Here is a 17981-nt window from a genome sequence, read left to right as displayed (position 1 = left end):
GGCACGGCTCCTGGATGGTGAGCAGGAACGCGTCCGTCCGCTCGCACCCGAACCGGCGCGGACGCGTGGACCCGCCGACGAACAGGGGATCCCTCGTGACGTCCTCCTCCACCCACCTGAGCATGAGAAACCTCCCGGGCCTGCGCCGCGCCGCCACCGCCGTCGCCGCGCTGACGGCACTGGCCGCGGTCGGACTGACCGGCGCAACCGGCCTGACCGGCGTGGCTCCGGCCTACGCCGACGCCCCCGGCCACCCCGGCACGCCCAGCGCGCCGGCCGTCGTCTTCAGCGAGGACTTCGAGAACGGCCAGGCCGGAACACCCACCCTGCTGACCGACTACACCGGCACCGGCCCGCTCGCCGAGACCTACACCGCCGCCCCGGCCTGGCTGACCGGGTGCAACGGCCTGCTGGTCTCCCAGCAGGCGCCCGCCACCCCGCCGCCCGGCACCGGCTGCGCCGGCTACTGGTCCGCCACCAAGCAGATGGCCGCGGCCCTGGGCACCTGGTCCGGCGCCGACCCGGCCACCAACCACGCCGTGACCGCCTACACCCAGGGCGACCCCGGCGGCGGACTGACCGAGCTGCAGACCGTGAAGCCGATCCCGCTGCACGCCACCGGCCGCTTCCTGACCTTCTCGGTCGACGCCGCCGCCCAGAACTGCTTCACCAACCACCCCCTGCTGTCCTTCTTCCTGCTGGACGGCAGCGCCGCGCTGCCCACCTCGACCTCGCCCATCGACGTCTGCCAGACCCCCGGCGCCGTCATCGGCGGAACCTCGGTGGGCACCTACGCCAGCAACGGCTCGGTCCTCTTCAGCGGGGCGACGGCCGGCATCCGCCTGGTCAACGACCAGGCCAGCGGCAACGGCAACGACGGCGCCATCGACAACATCCGACTCCTGGACGCCACCCCGCAGCTCGACCTGAGCGCCTCGCCCGCGCAGCTGCCGATCGGCGCACCGGCCGCGCTGACGTTCACCCTGACCAACACCAGCGAGCTGGCCGCCAAGAACGGCTGGTCCTTCACCGCCCACCTGCCCACCGGTCTCTCCCTCGCCGCCCCCGGCGCGACCACCACCTGCGGCACCGGCCACGCCACCCCCGGCCCGGACGGCAGCACCCTGCAGGTCGGAGGCAACCTGGCCGCCGGACAGAGCTCCTGCACCGTCACCGTCCAGGTCACCTCCAGCGCCGACGCCAGCTACCAGCTGTGCGCCGCGGCGATCACCGACCAGGTCGGCGTCGACCCGCCCGGCTGCGCCTCGGTGACGTTCACCGCACCGGTCTTCGACGCCCGCGCCAACGGCGCCCGGCTCACCTCACCGCTGCTGGGCATCGGCCCGGTCGACCCCTCCGCCCACGAGTGCACCACCGCGGCCGGCGCCGACACCCACACCGTGGTCAGCGCCGGTCTCGGCACCCTCGGCGGCCTCGGTGCGGTGACCACGGACGCCGCCGGCGCCATCGACCACGACGGCACCCGCACCGCCACCGCCCACGCCCAGACCGCGGGGATCAACCTGCTGGCGGGGGTGATCAGCGCCGACGCGGTCACCACAAGCGCGCAGGCCCGAAGCGCCCTGACCAGCGGCGGACCGGGACCGGTCAGCGTCCAGGGGTCGACCGTGCTCACCCATCTGCGGGTCCTCGGGGCCGCGGTGGCCGCGAACCCGGCCCCCAACACCACCATCGACCTGCCGTTGGTCGGGTCGCTGGTCCTCAACCAGCAGACTCCCGTCGCCGGGGGCAGGGGCATCACCGTCACCGCCCTGTCCCTGACCCTGTTGACCGGCACCCACCTCACCGTCGCCCAGAGCACGGCGGCGCTGCTGACGAGCACCGACACCTGCCCGGTCGGCTGAACTGTTCTGCTCTGTTAGCTGACACACGATCAGTTCCGGTCGGCCCGACCGTCAGAAGAGCGTCGGCGGGCCGGCCGGGACCGGTTCGGGCAGCGGTTCGAGCTCGGGAACGAGAGCCCTCACCTCGTCATGGAACCGCCGGGCGAGGGTGAGGGCCTCGTCATTGTCCGGGGTGTGCAGGAACACCGTGGGCGAGCGGCCCTCGCGCAGCCAGTCGGCGACCGTGCCGGTCCAGTGGCGCCAGCTCTCGCCCGTGCGCCGCACGTCGTCCCGACCGATGTAGCGGACCACCGGATGCGCGGTGAGCGCGCGGGACCTGCGCGGCAGCCGGGGCTTCTTCTCCCACGCCTCCCGTTCCGCCTCGCTGCTCGGCGGGGTGGCGAACAGGTCGGTGGTGTCGAAGGACGTCCACTCGGCGCCGACGTCGGCCAGGACCCCCTCCAACCGCCGCTCCCAGCGCGGGTCCTCGAAGAACGCGGGGTGGCGGACTTCGACGGTGCAGTGGAGCCCGCGCGGCATCCGGTGCAGGAACGCGGCCAGCGCGCCGAGGTTGTTGGGGCCGAAGGACGCCGGCAGTTGGACCCACAGGCCGTGCACCCGCGGGCCGAGCGGCTCCATCACGTCGAGGAAGACGCGCAGCAGGTCGTCGGTGTCGGCCAGCCGGCGCTCATGGGTGATCTGCTTGGGAAGCTTGAGCAGGAACCGGAAGTCCGGCCCGGTCTGCTCGGCCCAGGACCTGACCGTGTCCGCGGACGGCGTGGCGTAGAAGGTCGTGTTGCCCTCCACCGCGTTGCACCAGCTCGCATACGCCCGCAAGCGCTCCCGGGGCGCGAGCGGGTGCGGCAACAGCCGCCCCTGCCAGGAGGGGTGTGCCCACATCGCGCACCCGACGTGCAGTTTCATACCCCGAGCCTAACGGACGTCCCTGCCCCGTAGTCGCCCAGCCGGTCGGTTGCAGTTCCCACTCTGCTGCGCTGATGTCACTCGCCCCGGTCCTGCCCGGTTTCCGTGCCCGCCCTTACGGCGGAGCAGGTTGAGTACAACTGTCAGGTCCGGTGGAAGCGACTTCCGCGTCCCACCGGACCTGAACCGGGGTGTGGGATGCCCCGTTCCCGCCCTCGTCGTCTGGATCTGCACGTGGTGGTGTGCTGTGTGTTGTGCGCGATCACTTGTACGCGGTGCTGAGCTGCACTGTCTATTGGGGAGTCGAACCCCTGCGCTGCTCTCCGCGCGCCAGAAGTGGGCCGGAGGAACCGCCGGCCCGCGGCGTGTGCACGCCTCCATGACGACTACCTGCTCCCACACCCAGCTGTGAGTTCACTCCTCGGCGAGGTCGACCTCCCAGTTCGTCCGCTGGATGCGTACGTCCACCTCACGGATCTCCCTGGCCAGGACGTCGGCCTGCGAACGGAGTTCGGCGACCGGCAGCGCGGACAGCATTGTCAGCTCGGAGCGCAGCTGCCGCCCCATCCCGCGCTGGTCGCGCCCCGCTGCGGCGTCGGCCGCCGATGTGACCACCGCGTGGCGCAGCCGCAGGACGTCCCGGCGCGCCAGCGCGTCGGTCAGTGTGCCGCCGCCCTCGACCACCGCGGCGGAGTTGGTCCGGTTGATCCGGCGGATCAGGATTTCCAGCTCGTCCAACGCCTCGCCGGCCCGCACCAGCAACTGCGGCCGCGTCCTCCGCCGGGACCTCGCCCTCCTGGTAGCGGGCGCTGCTGACGACGCGCGCCCGCAACTGCTCCACCTGCCGCGTCGCATCCGCGCGCTGCGCCAGAGCTTCCGCGAGTTTCACCACGTCATCACCTCTCCGCCTTCGTCCTCGTGATCGTCGGGCAAGTATGCGGGTCGGGACCGTGCCGGCGCATCGGGTTTCCGGGCCGGGCCGGGCAGGCCCTGGGCGTGGGCGTGGGCGTGGCACCATAGGTGGCCGAGGTACGGACATCGTGTGGGTGTTGGCTCGTGGCAGGGAACCGGGGGGTCTGATTCATGGCGCGGGAACGTAAGCAGGAACCCACGCGCGAGCTCTCGTCCGCGGTCGTGCTCGTCACGGGGGTCATGGCGTCGGGGAAGTCCACGGTCGCTCAACTGCTCGCGGAGCGGCTGCCGCGTTCGGTCCATCTGCGCGGGGACAGCTTTCGGCGCATGGTTGTGTCGGGTCGCGAGGAGTTCACCCCAACGCCGACCGCCGAGGCCACCCGCCAACTCCGGTTGCGCTACCGGGCGTCCGCCGCCACCGCCGATCTGTACGCGGAGGCCGGATGGACCGTGATCGTCCAGGATGTCGTCCTCGGCGAGCATCTGGACGAGTTTCTCGCCGCGGTGCGGACCCGCCCCCGCTACCTGGTCGTGCTGGCCCCCGCCGCGCATGCGGTCGCGGACCGCGAGGCCGCACGTCGCAAGGACGGCTACGGCGGCGGCCCCTGGACCGTGGACCTCCTCGACCGCACCCTGCGCCAGGAGACCCCGCGACGTGGACTGTGGCTGGACACCACCCACCTGACCGCGGACCAGACCGTGGATCTGATCCTCGCCGACCTGGCCAGGGCTCGAATCGACGACTGACGATGCGTCACCAAGGCTGCCCGGAGGGCCTCTTCGGTCAGCGGATGGTGGTCGCCACGGTGGAGTGGTTGTTGCGCAGCTCCGTCTCCGGGCTGCTCGTCCAGGTGTCGTTGAGCTGCTTCATCGTTCCCCCGCCGAACCCGGGCGCCGTGCCGGCGATCTGCAGGCGGGCGGTCTCGCCCGGACGCAAGGTGCCGAAGTCGGCGACGATCCGGCCGCCGTCGTAGATCGTCGCGCCGAGGTGCTCGGTGGCGCTGCCGTGGTCGACCCGGTGGGCCAGGTAGGTGAAGCCCGCGGGAACCTGGCTCACCAGTCCGACCCGGGTGGCGGAGGCCTTGCCGCGGTTGGTGACGTCGACGGTGTAGAGGTACTCCTCACCGTGCTTGACCTGGGCCGGGCCGCTGGCGGTGACCTTCAGGTCGGCGCTGCGGTGGGCGTAGGTGTAGTAGTCCTGCCCCCACTTTCCACCGATCCAGGCGTCACCGTAGTGGCCGTCGTAGCCGGCCGCGGAAGCAGGCGTGGCGACCACCGCGGAGCCCACCGCGGTGACGGCGGCCAGGGCGAGAGCGATGGCGGCGAGGAGGCGGGGCTTGCGCATGGAGGGACCTTTTCGTCGAGGGGCGCCCCCGCGACAGGGGCACGGAAAAATCTTCCAACGGCTCCCGGTACCCGCCCTGCGGCGTTGGTCCTGACAACGAAGGACCAACGTCCTCAGGCACCACCGCCTAGGCTTCGGATCATGGACGAACTGGTTTCCCCGCGTGATGTCTTCGGTGCCGGCGCCCCACAGGCCCTCCGCACCGGCCGCCTCGACCTGCTGCCACTGGCGGTCGAGCACGCCGCGGAGATGGCCGCGGTGCTGTCCGACCCTGGGCTGCACACCTTCATCGGCGGCTCCCCCGCCACCCCCGATGCGCTGCGCTCGCGCTATGAGCGGCTGGTGGCCGGTTCACCCGACCCAGACGTCTCCTGGTGGAACTGGGTGATCCGGCTGCGCGAGGAAGACTGCCTGGTGGGCACGGTGCAGGCCACCGTCGGCCGGACGGGCGACAGCCGCCCCGTCGCCGAGATCGCCTGGGTGGTGGGCACCCCCTGGCAGGGCCGCGGCATCGCCACCGAGGCCGCCGACGCCCTGGCCACCTGGCTGCTGAGCCAGGGCGAGACCTCAGGGGCCTCAACCGTAATCGCCCACATCCACCCCGACCACCTCGCCTCGGCTGCCGTGGCCACCGGCATCGGCCTCACCCCCACCGACCAGTGGCAGGACGGCGAGCAGCGGTGGCAGCGGAAGGCCGGGCCCAAGCCCGACCGATGACCCTGGTCGCACCTACCGGCAGTCGGATATGGTGCCGCCATGATCTTCGGGAAGCCCGCGCTGCGGAAGAGCGTCGACGCCTTCACCGCAGCCGTCGAGGCACGGGACAGCAACCGGCAAGCCGCGTTCGAAGCGCTTCAGCAGGCGATCTGGGGCGAGTCCCGCCCACGCGACGCGGAATGGGCCGAGGCAGGGCCCCGGCTGGCCGCGGTGATGGAGCAACTGCCGGAGGGCCCTCGGGGCATTGTCGCCGTGATGGTCGGCGCCTGTGTGGAGGGCGGTGCGGATCCCGTCGTGTGCGCCGAGCCCGTACTGTCCGGGGCGCGGGCGGCACTGGAGAACGCGGCCGAGTTCGCCGAGCGCTGGGAGGCGGCCGACCTGGGCGAGCTTCCGGAGCCGCACGACCCCGAGTCGAAGGCACACACACTGCTGCGGGACACAGCCGACGCGGAGCTCCAGCGACTGTCCACCGGCTGGTTCTCCCTGGAGCAGTGGGAGCGGGCATCCGTGGCGATGCTTTCGCACCAGGCCGTCCGGCAGGCCTGCCGGGAGCGCGACGGCCTCCTCGCGGCGGCCGAACGGCTCGGCGGGGCGGAGCAACTCCGGTGCCTGGTCTACTCCCTGCTGGTCCTCGACGAGGAGCCGCTGATCGCCCTGCACCGCCCCAGCCGCACCGGCTTCGGGCTGCGGATGAGCGGCATCGGTGACAACTTCCAGTTGCACACCCTGCTGGGCGGGGTGCTCATCGGCGGGCGACACCTCCCTGGCGAGGCCCCCACGGCCCAGGCCGTCGCCCTGTGCCTGGACAGCAATGTCGCCCCCCAGGACCGTCCGCCGACCAGCGGATCATTCAACCTGGTGGCGCCTGCCGGACAGTGGGTCTGGAACGAGGGCACGCCCAGCGACATACCGGTCGTCAACGGCGTACGCCTGCTGGTGCTCGACGATGCGCCCTACCGGCGCAGCTGGCCTGCCGGACGGTTCTTCCCGGGCATGCCGGCGAGCCTGGACCTGGAACGCGTCCTAGCCCCGGACGAGGTCGCGCACTGGTTCGCCGGGGTGGCGCCGGCCAGCACCAACGGCCGCTGAGAGCGGACCGCTGAGGCCGGGCCGTATGCCTCGTCCGGCGTCACTGCTCGAAGTGCAGCCTCCGCAGGATGTGCGGCGGGGTGACCAGGGTCTGGTCGGCGATGGCTTCGACGAAGGCGGCGGTGATCGGGTCGGGGCGGACCCTGGTGTACACCGACAGCGGGCGGCGTACCGGCGGGTCGGGGCGCAGCAGGGTGCCTTCGAAGTGCGGGGGAACGATGTTGCCGGGAACCAGGGCGATGCCGACGCCGGCCAGGGCCAGGTTGAGCGCGGAGGGGCCCTGCTCGGTGCGGACGGAGACCCGGGGCTGGAATCCGGCGGTGCCGCAGACCCGGTCCAGGATCTCGGACAGCCCGCTCTGCGGGGTGAAGTGCACCCATTCGTGGGCGGCCAGGTCGGCGATGCGGATGCGGTGGGTGTCGGTGGGCAGGTCCGTGTCGGGAGCTGCCGCGATGACGAACTCCTCGGTGCCGATCTCGCGGATCGGGCCGTCCCAGCCGGGCGGGACCGGGCCGACCGCGAGGTCGGCGTTGCCTGCCTCCATGGCCGCGACGAGGTCGTCGCTGTGGCGGAACTCGACCAGCTGGACCGTGAGTTCGGGGTAGCCCCGGCGCCAGTCGCGCAGGGCGCGGGGCAGGACGCCGGTGCTGATCGAGAAGAGCGTGCCGACGTGCAGCTCGCCCGTGGCGATGCCGGAGGCCCGGCGTCCGGCGCTGCTGGCCCGCTCCGCGTGGGCCAGGCTGGCCCGCGCGTGCGGGAGCACGGTGCGGCCGGCCGGGGTCAGCCGGACCCGGCGCGGCAGCCGCTCCAGCAGCGGGCCGCCGAGCTCCCGCTCCAGGGCCTGGATCTGGTGCGACAGGCCCGGCTGGGTGACATGGAGGAGCTGGGCCGCAGCGGTGAAGGATCCCTCGTCGACCACGGCCACGAAGTACTCAAGCTGACGCAGGGAGACTGCCATGCGCTCAGCCTATCGATCCGGTCGGTCAGCCCAGTGACTTCCGCACCGCGTCCGCCAGTGACGTGGCGCGCAGGTCCTGAGCGGCGCCCTCGATGATGTGGTTCATGACGTAGCCGAAGGCGATGCCATGCTCGGGGTCGGCGAAGCCGAGCGAGCCGCCGCGGCCGGGGTGGCCGAAGGACTTCGGTCCGGTCATCGGGTTGGTCGCGGTGGGCAGCATGTATCCGGAGCCGAACCGGGTCGGCAGCACGATCACCCGGTCCGGTCCCGCGGCCTGCTCCCTGGTCGCCGACGCGAGGGTCTCCGGCGTGAACAGCCGCACGCCGTCCACCTCCCCGATCAGCGCGGCGTACATCCGGGCCAGTCCGCGCGCGGTGCCGATGCCGTTGGAGGCCGGGATCTCCGCGGCCTGCACCTCGGGCGAGTTGAAGTCCATCTCGGCCGGGTCGGTGATCGCGAACGCCCGGTTGCTCAGCGAGTCCGGGTCGAGCATGGCGGTCACCACCGCGCGGAACTCCTCGGGCACCGACTCCGGCGACTCGGCGGCGAACGCCAGATCCGGCTGCTGGTACACCATCCGGCTGACCCGGTGGCGCTCACTCGCCGGCAGCCCGATGAAGAAGTCCGCGCCGAGCGGGGCGGCGATCTCCTCGGCGAAGAACCGGCCCGGCGTACGGCCGGACACCCGGCGGATCACCTCGCCGACCAGCCAGCCGAAGGTCCGGCCGTGGTAGCCGTGCGCGGTGCCCGGGGTCCACAGCGGCCGCTGGGCGGCCAGCGCGGCCACCATCGGCTGCCAGGCCAGCGCGTCGGCCACTGGCACCGGTCGGTCCAACGCGGCCAGGCCCGCCTGGTGGGTCAGCAGCCAGCGCACCGGGATCCCGGCCTTGCCGTTGGCGGCGAACTCCGGCCAGTACTGGGCCACTGGCGCGTCCAGGTCCAACTCGCCGCGCTGGACCAGCAGATGCGCGGCGGTCGCGGTAACGCCCTTGGTCGCCGAGTAGACCAGCTGCAGCGTCTCCCGCTCCCAGGGCCGCCCGGTGGCGGGGTCGGCGACCCCGCCCCACAGATCCACCACCGGCTTTCCGTCCCGGTACACACAGACCGCGGCGCCGATGTCCCCGTGCGTCGCGAAGTTCGCCTCGAACGCCTCACGTACCGGTTCGAACCCGGCCGCGACCTCACCGCCCATGGTCGTCATACCAACCATCCTGCCACCTGGTCGGTGGGCGGCACGCTGGTTGATGCCTGGGAGACCGAGCCCTACGGGCTGTGACGCGGGAACCGGAAGTGCAGCTGCCGCAGCGCCGGGCCGCTGAGGACGGCATCGGCCGATGCCAGCAGGGATTCCACCAGGGCCGCCTGCTCGGCTGACGGAACATCAGGTCCGAGGGAGGTCAGGCCGATCCAGATGTGCAGATCCGCACCGGCGGCACGGATCAGGTCCGGATCCGGGTCGGTGAGCAGACGCAGGTCCGTCTCCAGTCGGGTCCACGGGTCGGTGGCCCGGAGCAGTACGGCCGCGTGGGCGCGGAGCTTCGGCCGTTGCTCGGGAGACAGCCATGCCTGCAGCCGGGCCCGTGGAATGCGATGGACCTCGGGCACGAGTGCCGCGACCGCCGCACGGCCGACCGAGGGCGCGGGGTCCTGCTCCAGCAGGGCCAGCAGCTCCTCCACGTTCAACAGGGCCAGGCCGGCCAGGGCGCGTACCGCGGCGGCGCGGGCCTTCGGTCCGGAGTTGGCCAGTTGGGTGCGCAGCCAGGGACGTCGGCGGCATCGCCGCACTCGGCCAGGCCGCTCACCGCGCCCGCGGTCGTCACCGCGCCGGGGCGGGCGATCTGCTCGCGGCAGTGCGCGGCGGGGTCCTGTCCATGGCTGCGCAGCACCCAGCGAGCGGTCTCACGAACCAGCGCGGGACGGTCAAGAAGGAGAGGAACAGCCAGGTCAGGGCGCTGGCCGCGGCGCAGCACGGTGACCGCGGCGGCGCGGACCCGGGGGATGCGCGCGGCCAGGATCCGGTTCACCACAGCCTCAGCAGCAGACGAGAGGGCAGCGTCGACCAAGGGGACGCTCTGCCGCAGGACGCTTTCGGCGGCGCCGTGGGCGACGGTGACGTCCGGGTCGGCCAGAGCGAGCGCGATCAACTCGCTGGACCCGAGGGCGTGCTGGCGCAGCGCCTCGGTGAGGGCACGGCGGCGGGTGCGGTGGTCCGACAGCGCGAACAGGTGCTGCCAGACGGCGGGATCCGCCGCGTGCAGCTGGTCGGTGGCCATGCGGACGGCCGCCGCCCCGCGGGAGCGCGGCTCGCAGGCCCAGGCCACCGCGCAGGCCACGGCCAGATCCACCGGGGCCGCGGCGGCGAGCGCCGAGGCGAGGCGGCGCTCGGCCCGGCGGCCTACCGGTACGGCCCAGTCCGCGCAGCGCAGCACCAGCAGCGGCATCAGGACCGGATGCCCGAGCGGCAACCGGTTCTCCAGCAGAGCGGCCTCTCGGCGGCGTCCATCGGCGGCGCAGACCGCCAAGGCCCACTGCCACGCTTCGGACAGGGGCCGGCTCTGCCCGGTGGTCGTGGCTGCGGCCGGAACCGGAGCCGGAGTCCGCCACGCACTGCTCGAGCGGACATCCTGGTCGAAGTCGACCCACCAACTCGGCGGAAGTCGCCGAAGGTCGTCAGCCGCCTCCAGCGCCGACAGGGCGACCTCGGCACGCGCGGTCGCGGCGATGAGAGTGGAGGCGGAGGTGGAGGGGAAGTCCCGGACGCGAATTCCGCGCACCGCAGCCAGCGCCTCAGCGCGGACAACGCGTAGGCCCCCGTTCGACGCACTGGTCGTGGTCAACCCCGTTCCCTCCCTTGAGCGGCTCCCGCATGGGCGGTTCCCACAGCCGAGGTCGGCCACGCTATCGGGCCGCGCCGCCGCGTCACCACCGAGATTGCGCCCGGCCCCCGTGGGGGACAGGTTGGGCCGTCACCTTGCGGTGTGTCTGCGTATGGAGGGGACCGCCAGGACTGCCAGGACTGCGGTCAGTTGCCAGGCTGCGCCGAAGGCCAGCAGCCGGTCGGCTCCCACCGCGTCCGCGACTGGTCCGGCCAGGGCCAGCCCGAGGGGGCCCAGGGCGAATGCGCCCAGGCTGCTGAACGCGCTGGTGCGGCCGCGGACCTCGGCCGGGATCTCGCGCTGGGTGACGGTGGTGAGCAGCGTGCCGCACACTGCCGCCCCGGCGCCCGCGGGAGCCGCCGCTGCTACCACCCAGGTCAACGGCAGCCGCGCGGCCAAGGCGGCGGCGGGCAGGGCCCAGCCCGCCGAGGCGCCCATGGACCAGGCGAGTGCGTACCGCGGGTTGCGGCCGAGCAACGCCAGGCCGCCGCCGATCGATCCGGCTCCGTACAGGGCCAGCACCACGCCCCAGGAACGCGCGCCGCCGAGCCGCTGCTGGGCGAGGGTCGGTCCCAGTACCAGGAACGGCGCCCACAGCACGAAGTTGAACAGGCCGATGTGGAGGGTGGTGACCCACAGCCAGGTGCGGGAGGTGAACTCGTGCCAGCCGCGTCCCAGGTCGGTGAGCAGCCCGAGGCGGGCGGTGACCGGTGGTGACAGCCGCAACCCGGCCAGGGCCAGGGCGCTGACACCGTAGCTGGCCGCATCGACGGCGACCACGGTGCCGGCCCCGGAGACAGCGACGAGCAGGCCGGCCAGGCCCGGGCCCGCCACCGAGGCGACCGCTTGGGCGATCTGCAGCAGGGAGTTGGCGTCGGTGAGGTCCGCTGCGGGGACCAGGCCGGGCACCAGCGCCGTCAGGCCCGGACCGAAGCCGCCCTCCCCCACTCCGAGCAGGACGGCCAGGACGACCACTTCCCAGATCCGCGCGCTGCCGGTGAGCAGCAGCACGGCCAGGACGCCCTGGGCGCCGAACCGGAGCAGATCGGCCGTCAGCATCACCGTCCGGGCGCCGATCCGGTCGGTGAGCACGCCGCCCAGCAGGAGCACGGCCAGGATGGCCAGGATCCGCGCCGCCATCACCAGGCCGACAGCGTCGACGCCGCCGCCGGGCAGTCGCAGTACGGCGAAGGTCGTGCCGATCGTGTTCATCCCGGAGCCGAGCAGCGACGTGCTCCGGCCGACGAGAAAGCGGCGGAACCGGGAGTGCCGCAACACGCGCAGACGGTGGCGCGTGGACCTCGGGCGTCGGAGGGGAGCCGATGGACGGGTGCGAAGGGTCATGGCCCCGCAGTGTTCCGCCGCCGATTCACCCCTGACAAGGATTTCGGAGCGTAAAGTTGAGTCCTTTACTAGCAATTTTACTTCGCCCCGGATTACCGCAGTAAATGGCTGCTATTTACTGAATGAAGGCTGTTGGTAGGCTTCTTGTCCAAAGAATTAACCAGCCCGAGGAAAGGAATTTACTGCGGCTATGGTCGAACCGATTCAGCAGCGCCCGATACCGGTGGAGTACGGCGCCGCGGTCGACCGCTACCTCGCGGCGGCCGATCTCAGCGGCTCCTCCCGCCGCGTCTACCGCATCTCGCTGCAGGGGTGGGCCTGGCCGCTGGTCGACCGCCGGGCTCCGACCGGGTCCGCGCGCAGGAGCGCCCGTCCGCCCCTTGCTCCGCTGGCTCTGCTGGACGACCCGCAGGCCGCTGCGCGACTGCAACGGGGGCTGGTCGATCGAGCCGCCAGCACAGCGCCACGCACCCTGGCCCGCGAACTGGCCTGCCTGAGAGCCGCGACCGCCTGGTGGCAGGCCCAAGGCTGGATCACCGCTGACCCGGCGGCCGTGCTGGCGCTGCCGGGGTCGGGGCCTGGGCCTGGGCCTGGACCTGGACCTGGGCCGCAGCCCGCCCCCTCGGCTCCCGTCGTCTGCCCGGACCAGGCCCGTGCCGTCCTCGCACTGCGGGCCCCGCTGCGGGAGTTGGCGCTGTGGTACCTCCTCCATGAGTCGGGAGCCGCCGTCGAGCGGGTGCTCGCCCTCGACATCAACCACCTCGACCTGCCCGGCCGACGTACCAAAGCAGGTGTGGCGCCGCCACTGCACTGGGGGGCCAACTCAGCGCGCCTGCTGCCGATGCTGGTGGTCGGCCGCACGGCCGGGCCGGTGTTCGTCACCGCTCGGCGGGCGTCGGCCGCCACGTCGGCAGCCGACCGCTGCCCGGTGACCGGCCGAGGACGGCTCTCCTACCGCCGGGCCGCCGAACTCTTCACCACCGCGACCAGGCCGCTGGATCCGACCGGCCGCGGCTGGACCCTGCTGGTCCTGCGTCAACGCACAGCACGGGCCGCCCCGCCCCGGCGCCGACCGTGACGGGATTCCCGGGGGGATCACTCGGCGCCGGCTACAGACTCCCCGCCGCGGCGTGCAGCAGGTCGCGCAGGGTCAGGGCGGCGGGCAGCGGGGTCGCGGGGAGGGCGGTGTGCACGGTTCGGCGCAGGGTGTCGTCGAGTCTGCACACGGCGAGCTCGGCCGGGACCGCCCACAGGGCGAGCGAGGGCACCAGGACCACCCCGAGACCGGCCGCCGCATAGCCGAACTTGCCGCTCCACTCCGCGATTCTGATCACCTCCCTGGGTCGGAAGCCCGCTCGGGTGACACCGTCCGCCCGCGGCAGGCCGGACGGGTAGTCGCTGACGACGGCGAGATCGACCGTCCCGGCCGCGAGGCGCCGCATCAGCGTGCTGCTCCGGCCCTCGGCCGCGATGACCTCGACATCGGGTCTGGCCTGCTTGAACGCCCGCAGGGCGGCGGGCACCAGGGAGATGTTCGCGGTCGCGAACGCCCCGACCCGCAGCACCCCGGCCTGACCGGCGTGGATCGCGGTCAGCTCCTGCTCCGCCCGGGACAGGCGCTCCAGGACGTCCACGGCGTGGCGGTGCAGCGCCCGTCCCGCGGAGTTCAGCCGGACGCCGCGCGGGAGCCGCTCGAAACCCGCCCGTGGGCGACGGACAAGGTCAGCAAGGTCGCGAACCTCCATGTCTTCCTGGCCCTCGTCAAGCACCTCAGCCCGGCGGCGTAGCGGGGCGGCCTCCCCCGCTGCGGGGACTGGGCAGGACGGCCCGGATGGTCTTCCCGCCGTGGTCGGGCGCGACCGTGAGCTCGTGTGCGAGGGTGTGCAGCAGGTGCCAGCCGAAGCCGCCGCCGCGTTCCAGGTCGGGGCGGCGCGCGGTGGGGGTGACCGTGCTGGTGTCCGACACGGAGAGCAGCAGCGTCTCTCCGTGATCGGCCAGTCGAAGCGTGCAGGGGCCCGGCGCGTGTCGTACCGCGTTGGTGACCAGCTCGCTGACGGCGAGCAGGACGTCGTCGGCCGCCGCGGCGGTCAGCGGCGGCCGACTGGCGTCCAGGAAGGTGCGGGCGAAGTGCCGCGCCGTGCCGGCCGTGCCCGACAGCCCGTCCAGGAGCCAGGTCCCGGCGCGGGCCTGCGGATGCTGCGGCTGATCGGCATTCGACATCGTGGTGCACTCCTGCCCTGGGCCCGAGTGGGCATGTCGTGGATGATGACACGCGGCGGCACTGTTCTGGTTCGTTGCCGAGGACCCTTCGGACAGGTGGGTCGGCCGCCGACTTGATTGGCATATGCCAAATGGGGTTGAATCTCCTGGGGCGGTCTCCGACCCACCTGGACAGCCTTCCGGCAGGACAAGGGGCCCCGCAATGACGAGCAGCATCAGGCGCAGCCGCACCACCCGCAGCCGCCCGGCAGCCGTGTCGGCGTGAGCGCCGACCTCTCGGTGGCGGTGGGCCGTTCCCAGGGCCTGCGCGTGCTGCTCTCGGTCGCCGGTGAGATCGACCACGACAACGTGGACCCGCTGACCGAGGCCGCGACCCGGCTCATCGACCAGGGCTACCGGCACCTGGTGCTCGACCTCTCCGGCGTGGGCTTCTGCGACTCCTCCGGTCTGAACTGCATGATCCGGATCTTCCACCACGCCGCCGCGGTGGACGGCTCCCTGGTGCTGACCGCGATCCCGGACGGCTGAAGCGGCTGATGGCCGTCACCGGGGTCGACCAGCTCATCCCCACCGTCCCCAGCGTGGACGCCGCCTTCCCGGTCCCCGATGAACCCGCCGCGCCCTGACCGCGGCGCCGCCGCGCCGATGCCGGAGCAGGTGTACGACCCGGTCCGGCTGGCCGCGGTGCGGGCCACCGGGCTGCTGGACACCCCCGCCGAGCCGGAGTTCGACGAACTGGCCTCACTGGCCGCCTCGATCACCGGGGCCGGCCGCGCCTTCGTGACCTTCGTCGACGACCGGCGGTCCTTCTGGAAGTCCTGCATCGGCGTGGACGCCGACACCGTCGCCCAGCGCCAGGGCCCGGTCCAGGAGAGCTTCTGCTACCTCCTCATCGGCAGCGGCGGCGCCCTGGTGATCGAGGACGCGGCCAACGACCCGCGCACCCAGGACCACCCCTCGGTCGGGCCGATGAGCATCGGCGCCTGGGCCGGCTACCCCATCCTGTCCGCCACCGGCCAGATCCTGGGCAGCTTCTGCGTCATCGACGAGCAGCCGCGGCGCTGGCTGCCGAGCGAGCTCGACAACCTCGCCTCGCTCGCCCGGGCGGTGAGCAACGAGGTGAACCTGCGCCAGGCCCTGGCCGCCGCGGAGGCCTCCGCCGCCGCCCAGACGGCGCTGGCCCGCACCCTGCAGGAGAGCCTGCTCCCCCCGCACCTCACCCCCGTCCCCGGGCTGGACACCGCCGCCGCCTACCTGCCCGCCGCCGAGGGCGGCGCCGACGTCCTGGGCGACTTCTACGACCTCTTCCGCTCCCAGGGCTCCCGCTGGTGCACCGTCCTCGGCGACGTCTGCGGCAAGGGCGTCGAAGCGGCCAAGGTGACCGCCCTGGCCCGCTACACCCTGCGGGCCGAGGCCGGCCAGCACGCCTCCCCCGCCGTCGTCCTGGAACGCCTGAACGCCGCGCTGCTGGAACAGCGCGGCGGCGAACGCTTTCTGACGGCGGTCTGCACCACCTTCCGGACCACCGGCTTCGGCCTGTCCGGCCGCCTCTGCACCGCCGGACACCCGCCCGCGCTGATCCTGCGCGCGGACGGCCGGGTCCAGCCGGTCGGCAGCCCCGGCTCGCTGATCGGCGTGCTGCCGAAGATCCGCCTCACCGACGTCCGCTTCCGGCTGGGGCCGGGCGACGCGCTGCTGATGTACACCGACGGCGCCACCGAGGCCCGCCGCCGACCGGGGACCCCCGGCAGCCGTCCGATGTTCGGCGAGGACGGCCTGGCCCGGGTGCTGGCCGGGTGCGCCGGCCTCAGCGCCGCGGCCCTGATCGAGCGGATCACCTCGGCGCTGGCCGCCCACACCGGCGACTGGCCCAGCGACGACACCGCCCTGCTCGCCCTGCGGGTGCCGCCCCGCCCCGAGGGATCGCCCGCGGGGTGACCACCGCAGGCTGACTGCGGGTCTTTCGGAACCGAGGCTCAGTCCTCGTGGCTCTGCAGCAGTTCCTTGACCTTGGCGATGGCGAAGCCCCAACCCTGTTGGACCGTGGGCTTTCCGGGCACGGCGACTTCCTGAGGGTTCGTCAGGACGTCCAGCAGCACCGGCCCCGGGGTCGCGAAGGCGCGGCGGACGCTGTCGGTGAGGGCGGCCGGGTCGGTGACCCGGATGCCGGTCAGCCCGAGCGCGGTGGCGACGGCGGCGAAGTCGGGGTTGTCCAGGACGGTGCCGAACTCGGCCAGCCCGGCCTGTTCCTGCTCCAGTTTCACCATGCCGAGCCGGCGGTTGTCGAAGACCACCAGTTTCACCGGCAGTTGGTAGGTCTTGATGGTCATCAGGTCGCCCAGCAGCATGCTGAGCCCGCCGTCCCCGCAGAAGGCGACCACCTGGCGGTCCGGTGCCCACAGTTGCGCGCCCAGGGCCTGCGGCATGGCGTTGGCCATCGAGCCGAGGTTGTAGGAGCCGATCAGCCGGCGGTCGCCGTGCATGGTCACGAAGCGGGACAGCCAGACCGTGGCCATGCCGGTGTCGGAGGTGAAGATCGCGTCGTCGTCGGCGGCCGCGTCGACGGCGGCGGCCAGGGCCTCCGGACGGATGTCGTGGGCCGGGTTGTCCACCTTGCCGCGCAGCCGTCCGGTCCAGCGCTTGGTGTCGTGGGTGGGCTCGGCCAGCCGCTGCTGACCGGTCCGCCAGCCGTCGAAGTGCTCGCGGGCCTTGTCCAGATGGGCCCGGTCCGGCTTGGCGTCCAGGTGCGGCAGCAGGGCGCGCAGGGTGGCGCCGACGTCCCCGGCCAGCCCGGCGTCGATCGGCACCCGCCGTCCCAGGTGCTGCTCCTGGGTGTCGATCTGGACGATCCGGCAGCCGCTGGGGTACCAGTCGCGGTAGGGGAAGTCGGTGCCGAGCATCAGCAGGGTGTCGCAGTCGTCGAGGGCCGCGGCGGCGGCGGGATTGCCGATCAGGCCGGTCTGGCCGACCTGATAGGGGTTGTCACCCTCGAAGCCCTCCTTGGCCTTGAGCGTGAGCACCATCGGCGCGCCGGTGTGCTCGGCCAGCGCGAGCACCTCCTGGCGGGCGTCCCTGGCCCCGCGCCCCACCAGCAGGGTGAGCTTGGAGCCGGCGTTGATGATCTCGGCCGCCTCCAGGATGCCGGGCTCGTCCGGCCGGGTCAGCTGCCGGGCGCGCGGGAAACGGGCCGGACGGTCCTGGGTCAGCTCCTGGTCGCCCAGATCCCCGGGGACGGTCAGCACCGCCACCCCGCCGTGGCCGACGGCCGCGCGTACGGCTGCTTCGAGCAGGCGGGGCATCTGGTCCGGCGAGGTGACGGTCGCACGGAAGACGGCGACGTCCCGGAACAGCAGGTCGTTGTCGACCTCCTGGAAGTAGTCGCTGCCCATCTCCGACAGCGGGACCTGTCCGGCGATGGCGAGCACCGGGGTACGGCTCTTCGCGGCGTCGTAGAGGCCGTTCAGCAGATGGATCGCGCCGGGCCCGACCGTGCCCATGCAGACGCCGAGAGTGCCGGAGAGCTGGGACTGGGCGCTTGCGGCGAACGCCGCGGCCTCCTCGTGACGGCAGCCCACCCACTCCACGCCCTCGGTGGTACGGATCGCGTCGGTCAGCGGGTTCAGGGCGTCGCCGACCACGCCGAAGACATGCCCGACCTCCAGCTCCTGCAGGGCGTCGATGATCACACGGGCCACGGTTCGTGCCACGGGAAGGGTCCTCCGGTTCGTCGAGCGGGCAGGCAATTCAGAAAA

General features: G+C 72.7%; 18 protein-coding genes and 1 pseudogene. 8 read left to right on the top strand and 11 right to left on the bottom strand.

Going from position 1 to position 17981, the window contains the following annotated elements:
- Positions 1 to 122: 122 nt before the first annotated feature.
- Positions 123 to 1865 (top strand): choice-of-anchor P family protein, encoded by a 1743-nt coding sequence (locus ACXKR8_RS38120; RefSeq protein WP_458269112.1) that lies wholly within the window; start codon positions 123 to 125, stop codon positions 1863 to 1865.
- A gap of 51 nt (positions 1866 to 1916) precedes the next feature.
- On the opposite strand, the gene ACXKR8_RS38115 is transcribed toward ACXKR8_RS38120, so the two are convergent.
- Positions 1917 to 2768, bottom strand: a complete 852-nt coding sequence (locus ACXKR8_RS38115; RefSeq protein ID WP_458269111.1) for a DUF72 domain-containing protein — start codon at positions 2766 to 2768, stop codon at positions 1917 to 1919.
- A gap of 414 nt (positions 2769 to 3182) precedes the next feature.
- A pseudogene (locus ACXKR8_RS38110) lies at positions 3183 to 3657 on the bottom strand (DIP1984 family protein).
- A 194-nt stretch (positions 3658 to 3851) separates the two neighbouring features.
- Between ACXKR8_RS38110 and ACXKR8_RS38105 the strand changes: the two are divergent.
- Positions 3852 to 4427: an AAA family ATPase gene (locus ACXKR8_RS38105; protein WP_458269110.1), complete on the top strand. Its 576-nt coding sequence runs from the start codon at positions 3852 to 3854 to the stop codon at positions 4425 to 4427.
- Between the two features lie 37 nt (positions 4428 to 4464).
- Here ACXKR8_RS38105 and ACXKR8_RS38100 read toward each other — a convergent pair whose 3' ends face one another.
- Entirely contained in the window at positions 4465 to 5025 is a 561-nt protein-coding gene (locus ACXKR8_RS38100; protein WP_458269109.1) for a hypothetical protein, read from the bottom strand.
- A gap of 141 nt (positions 5026 to 5166) precedes the next feature.
- Between ACXKR8_RS38100 and ACXKR8_RS38095 the strand changes: the two genes are divergently transcribed.
- Entirely contained in the window at positions 5167 to 5742 is a 576-nt protein-coding gene (locus ACXKR8_RS38095; protein ID WP_458269108.1) for a GNAT family N-acetyltransferase, read from the top strand.
- 39 nt (positions 5743 to 5781) lie between these two features.
- The gene (locus ACXKR8_RS38090; protein WP_458269107.1) at positions 5782 to 6831 is read left to right on the top strand and encodes a hypothetical protein; all 1050 of its coding nucleotides are present in this window, start codon (positions 5782 to 5784) and stop codon (positions 6829 to 6831) included.
- Positions 6832 to 6871: 40 nt separating this feature from the next.
- On the opposite strand, the gene ACXKR8_RS38085 is transcribed toward ACXKR8_RS38090, so the two are convergent.
- The 5 genes from ACXKR8_RS38085 to ACXKR8_RS38065 all read right to left on the bottom strand — a co-directional run bounded on the left by ACXKR8_RS38085 (position 6872) and on the right by ACXKR8_RS38065 (position 11943).
- Positions 6872 to 7789 (bottom strand): LysR family transcriptional regulator, encoded by a 918-nt coding sequence (locus ACXKR8_RS38085; RefSeq protein ID WP_458269106.1) that lies wholly within the window; start codon positions 7787 to 7789, stop codon positions 6872 to 6874.
- Positions 7790 to 7814: 25 nt separating this feature from the next.
- Positions 7815 to 8990 (bottom strand): serine hydrolase domain-containing protein, encoded by a 1176-nt coding sequence (locus tag ACXKR8_RS38080; protein WP_458269105.1) that lies wholly within the window; start codon positions 8988 to 8990, stop codon positions 7815 to 7817.
- Positions 8991 to 9052: 62 nt separating this feature from the next.
- Positions 9053 to 9472 (bottom strand): hypothetical protein, encoded by a 420-nt coding sequence (locus ACXKR8_RS38075; protein ID WP_462099999.1) that lies wholly within the window; start codon positions 9470 to 9472, stop codon positions 9053 to 9055.
- The gene (locus tag ACXKR8_RS38070) at positions 9469 to 10626 is read right to left on the bottom strand and encodes a hypothetical protein (RefSeq protein ID WP_462099998.1); all 1158 of its coding nucleotides are present in this window, start codon (positions 10624 to 10626) and stop codon (positions 9469 to 9471) included. Before ACXKR8_RS38070 ends, ACXKR8_RS38075 begins: the two co-directional genes overlap by 4 nt.
- A 129-nt stretch (positions 10627 to 10755) precedes the next feature.
- Entirely contained in the window at positions 10756 to 11943 is a 1188-nt protein-coding gene (locus ACXKR8_RS38065; RefSeq protein WP_458269103.1) for an MFS transporter, read from the bottom strand.
- A gap of 256 nt (positions 11944 to 12199) precedes the next feature.
- Here ACXKR8_RS38065 and ACXKR8_RS38060 point away from each other — a divergent pair, with 256 nt between their 5' ends.
- A complete protein-coding gene (locus ACXKR8_RS38060; protein ID WP_458269102.1) occupies positions 12200 to 13087 on the top strand; it encodes a hypothetical protein in 888 nt (295 codons plus the stop codon).
- A 31-nt stretch (positions 13088 to 13118) separates the two neighbouring features.
- Here ACXKR8_RS38060 and ACXKR8_RS38055 read toward each other — a convergent pair whose 3' ends face one another.
- Positions 13119 to 13643, bottom strand: coding sequence for a LysR substrate-binding domain-containing protein (locus ACXKR8_RS38055; protein ID WP_458269101.1), 525 nt, complete (start codon positions 13641 to 13643; stop codon positions 13119 to 13121).
- A 3-nt stretch (positions 13644 to 13646) separates the two neighbouring features.
- Between ACXKR8_RS38055 and ACXKR8_RS38050 the strand changes: the two genes are divergently transcribed.
- Complete coding sequence (locus tag ACXKR8_RS38050; RefSeq protein ID WP_458269100.1) at positions 13647 to 13796, top strand: hypothetical protein; 150 nt, start codon at positions 13647 to 13649, stop codon at positions 13794 to 13796.
- Here ACXKR8_RS38050 and ACXKR8_RS38045 read toward each other — a convergent pair.
- Positions 13780 to 14229: an ATP-binding protein gene (locus tag ACXKR8_RS38045; RefSeq protein ID WP_458269099.1), complete on the bottom strand. Its 450-nt coding sequence runs from the start codon at positions 14227 to 14229 to the stop codon at positions 13780 to 13782. The two genes, ACXKR8_RS38050 and ACXKR8_RS38045, sit on opposite strands and share 17 nt — an antisense overlap.
- A 261-nt stretch (positions 14230 to 14490) precedes the next feature.
- Here ACXKR8_RS38045 and ACXKR8_RS38040 point away from each other — a divergent pair, with 261 nt between their 5' ends.
- Together ACXKR8_RS38040 and ACXKR8_RS38035 are read left to right on the top strand one after the other, a co-directional pair.
- Complete coding sequence (locus ACXKR8_RS38040; RefSeq protein ID WP_462099997.1) at positions 14491 to 14757, top strand: STAS domain-containing protein; 267 nt, start codon at positions 14491 to 14493, stop codon at positions 14755 to 14757.
- Between the two features lie 78 nt (positions 14758 to 14835).
- On the top strand, positions 14836 to 16167 hold the full coding sequence (locus tag ACXKR8_RS38035; protein ID WP_458269097.1) for a GAF domain-containing SpoIIE family protein phosphatase: 1332 nt from the start codon (positions 14836 to 14838) through the stop codon (positions 16165 to 16167).
- Between the two features lie 38 nt (positions 16168 to 16205).
- On the opposite strand, the gene ACXKR8_RS38030 is transcribed toward ACXKR8_RS38035, so the two are convergent.
- Positions 16206 to 17936 carry a thiamine pyrophosphate-dependent enzyme gene (locus ACXKR8_RS38030; protein WP_458269096.1) on the bottom strand — a complete coding sequence of 577 codons (1731 nt, stop codon included), beginning with the start codon at positions 17934 to 17936 and terminating at the stop codon, positions 16206 to 16208.
- Between the last annotated feature and the right edge of the window lie 45 nt (positions 17937 to 17981).

The sequence above is a fragment of the Streptacidiphilus sp. PAMC 29251 genome (assembly GCF_054208735.2).
This window is presented reverse-complemented; position numbering and strand designations above follow the sequence as displayed.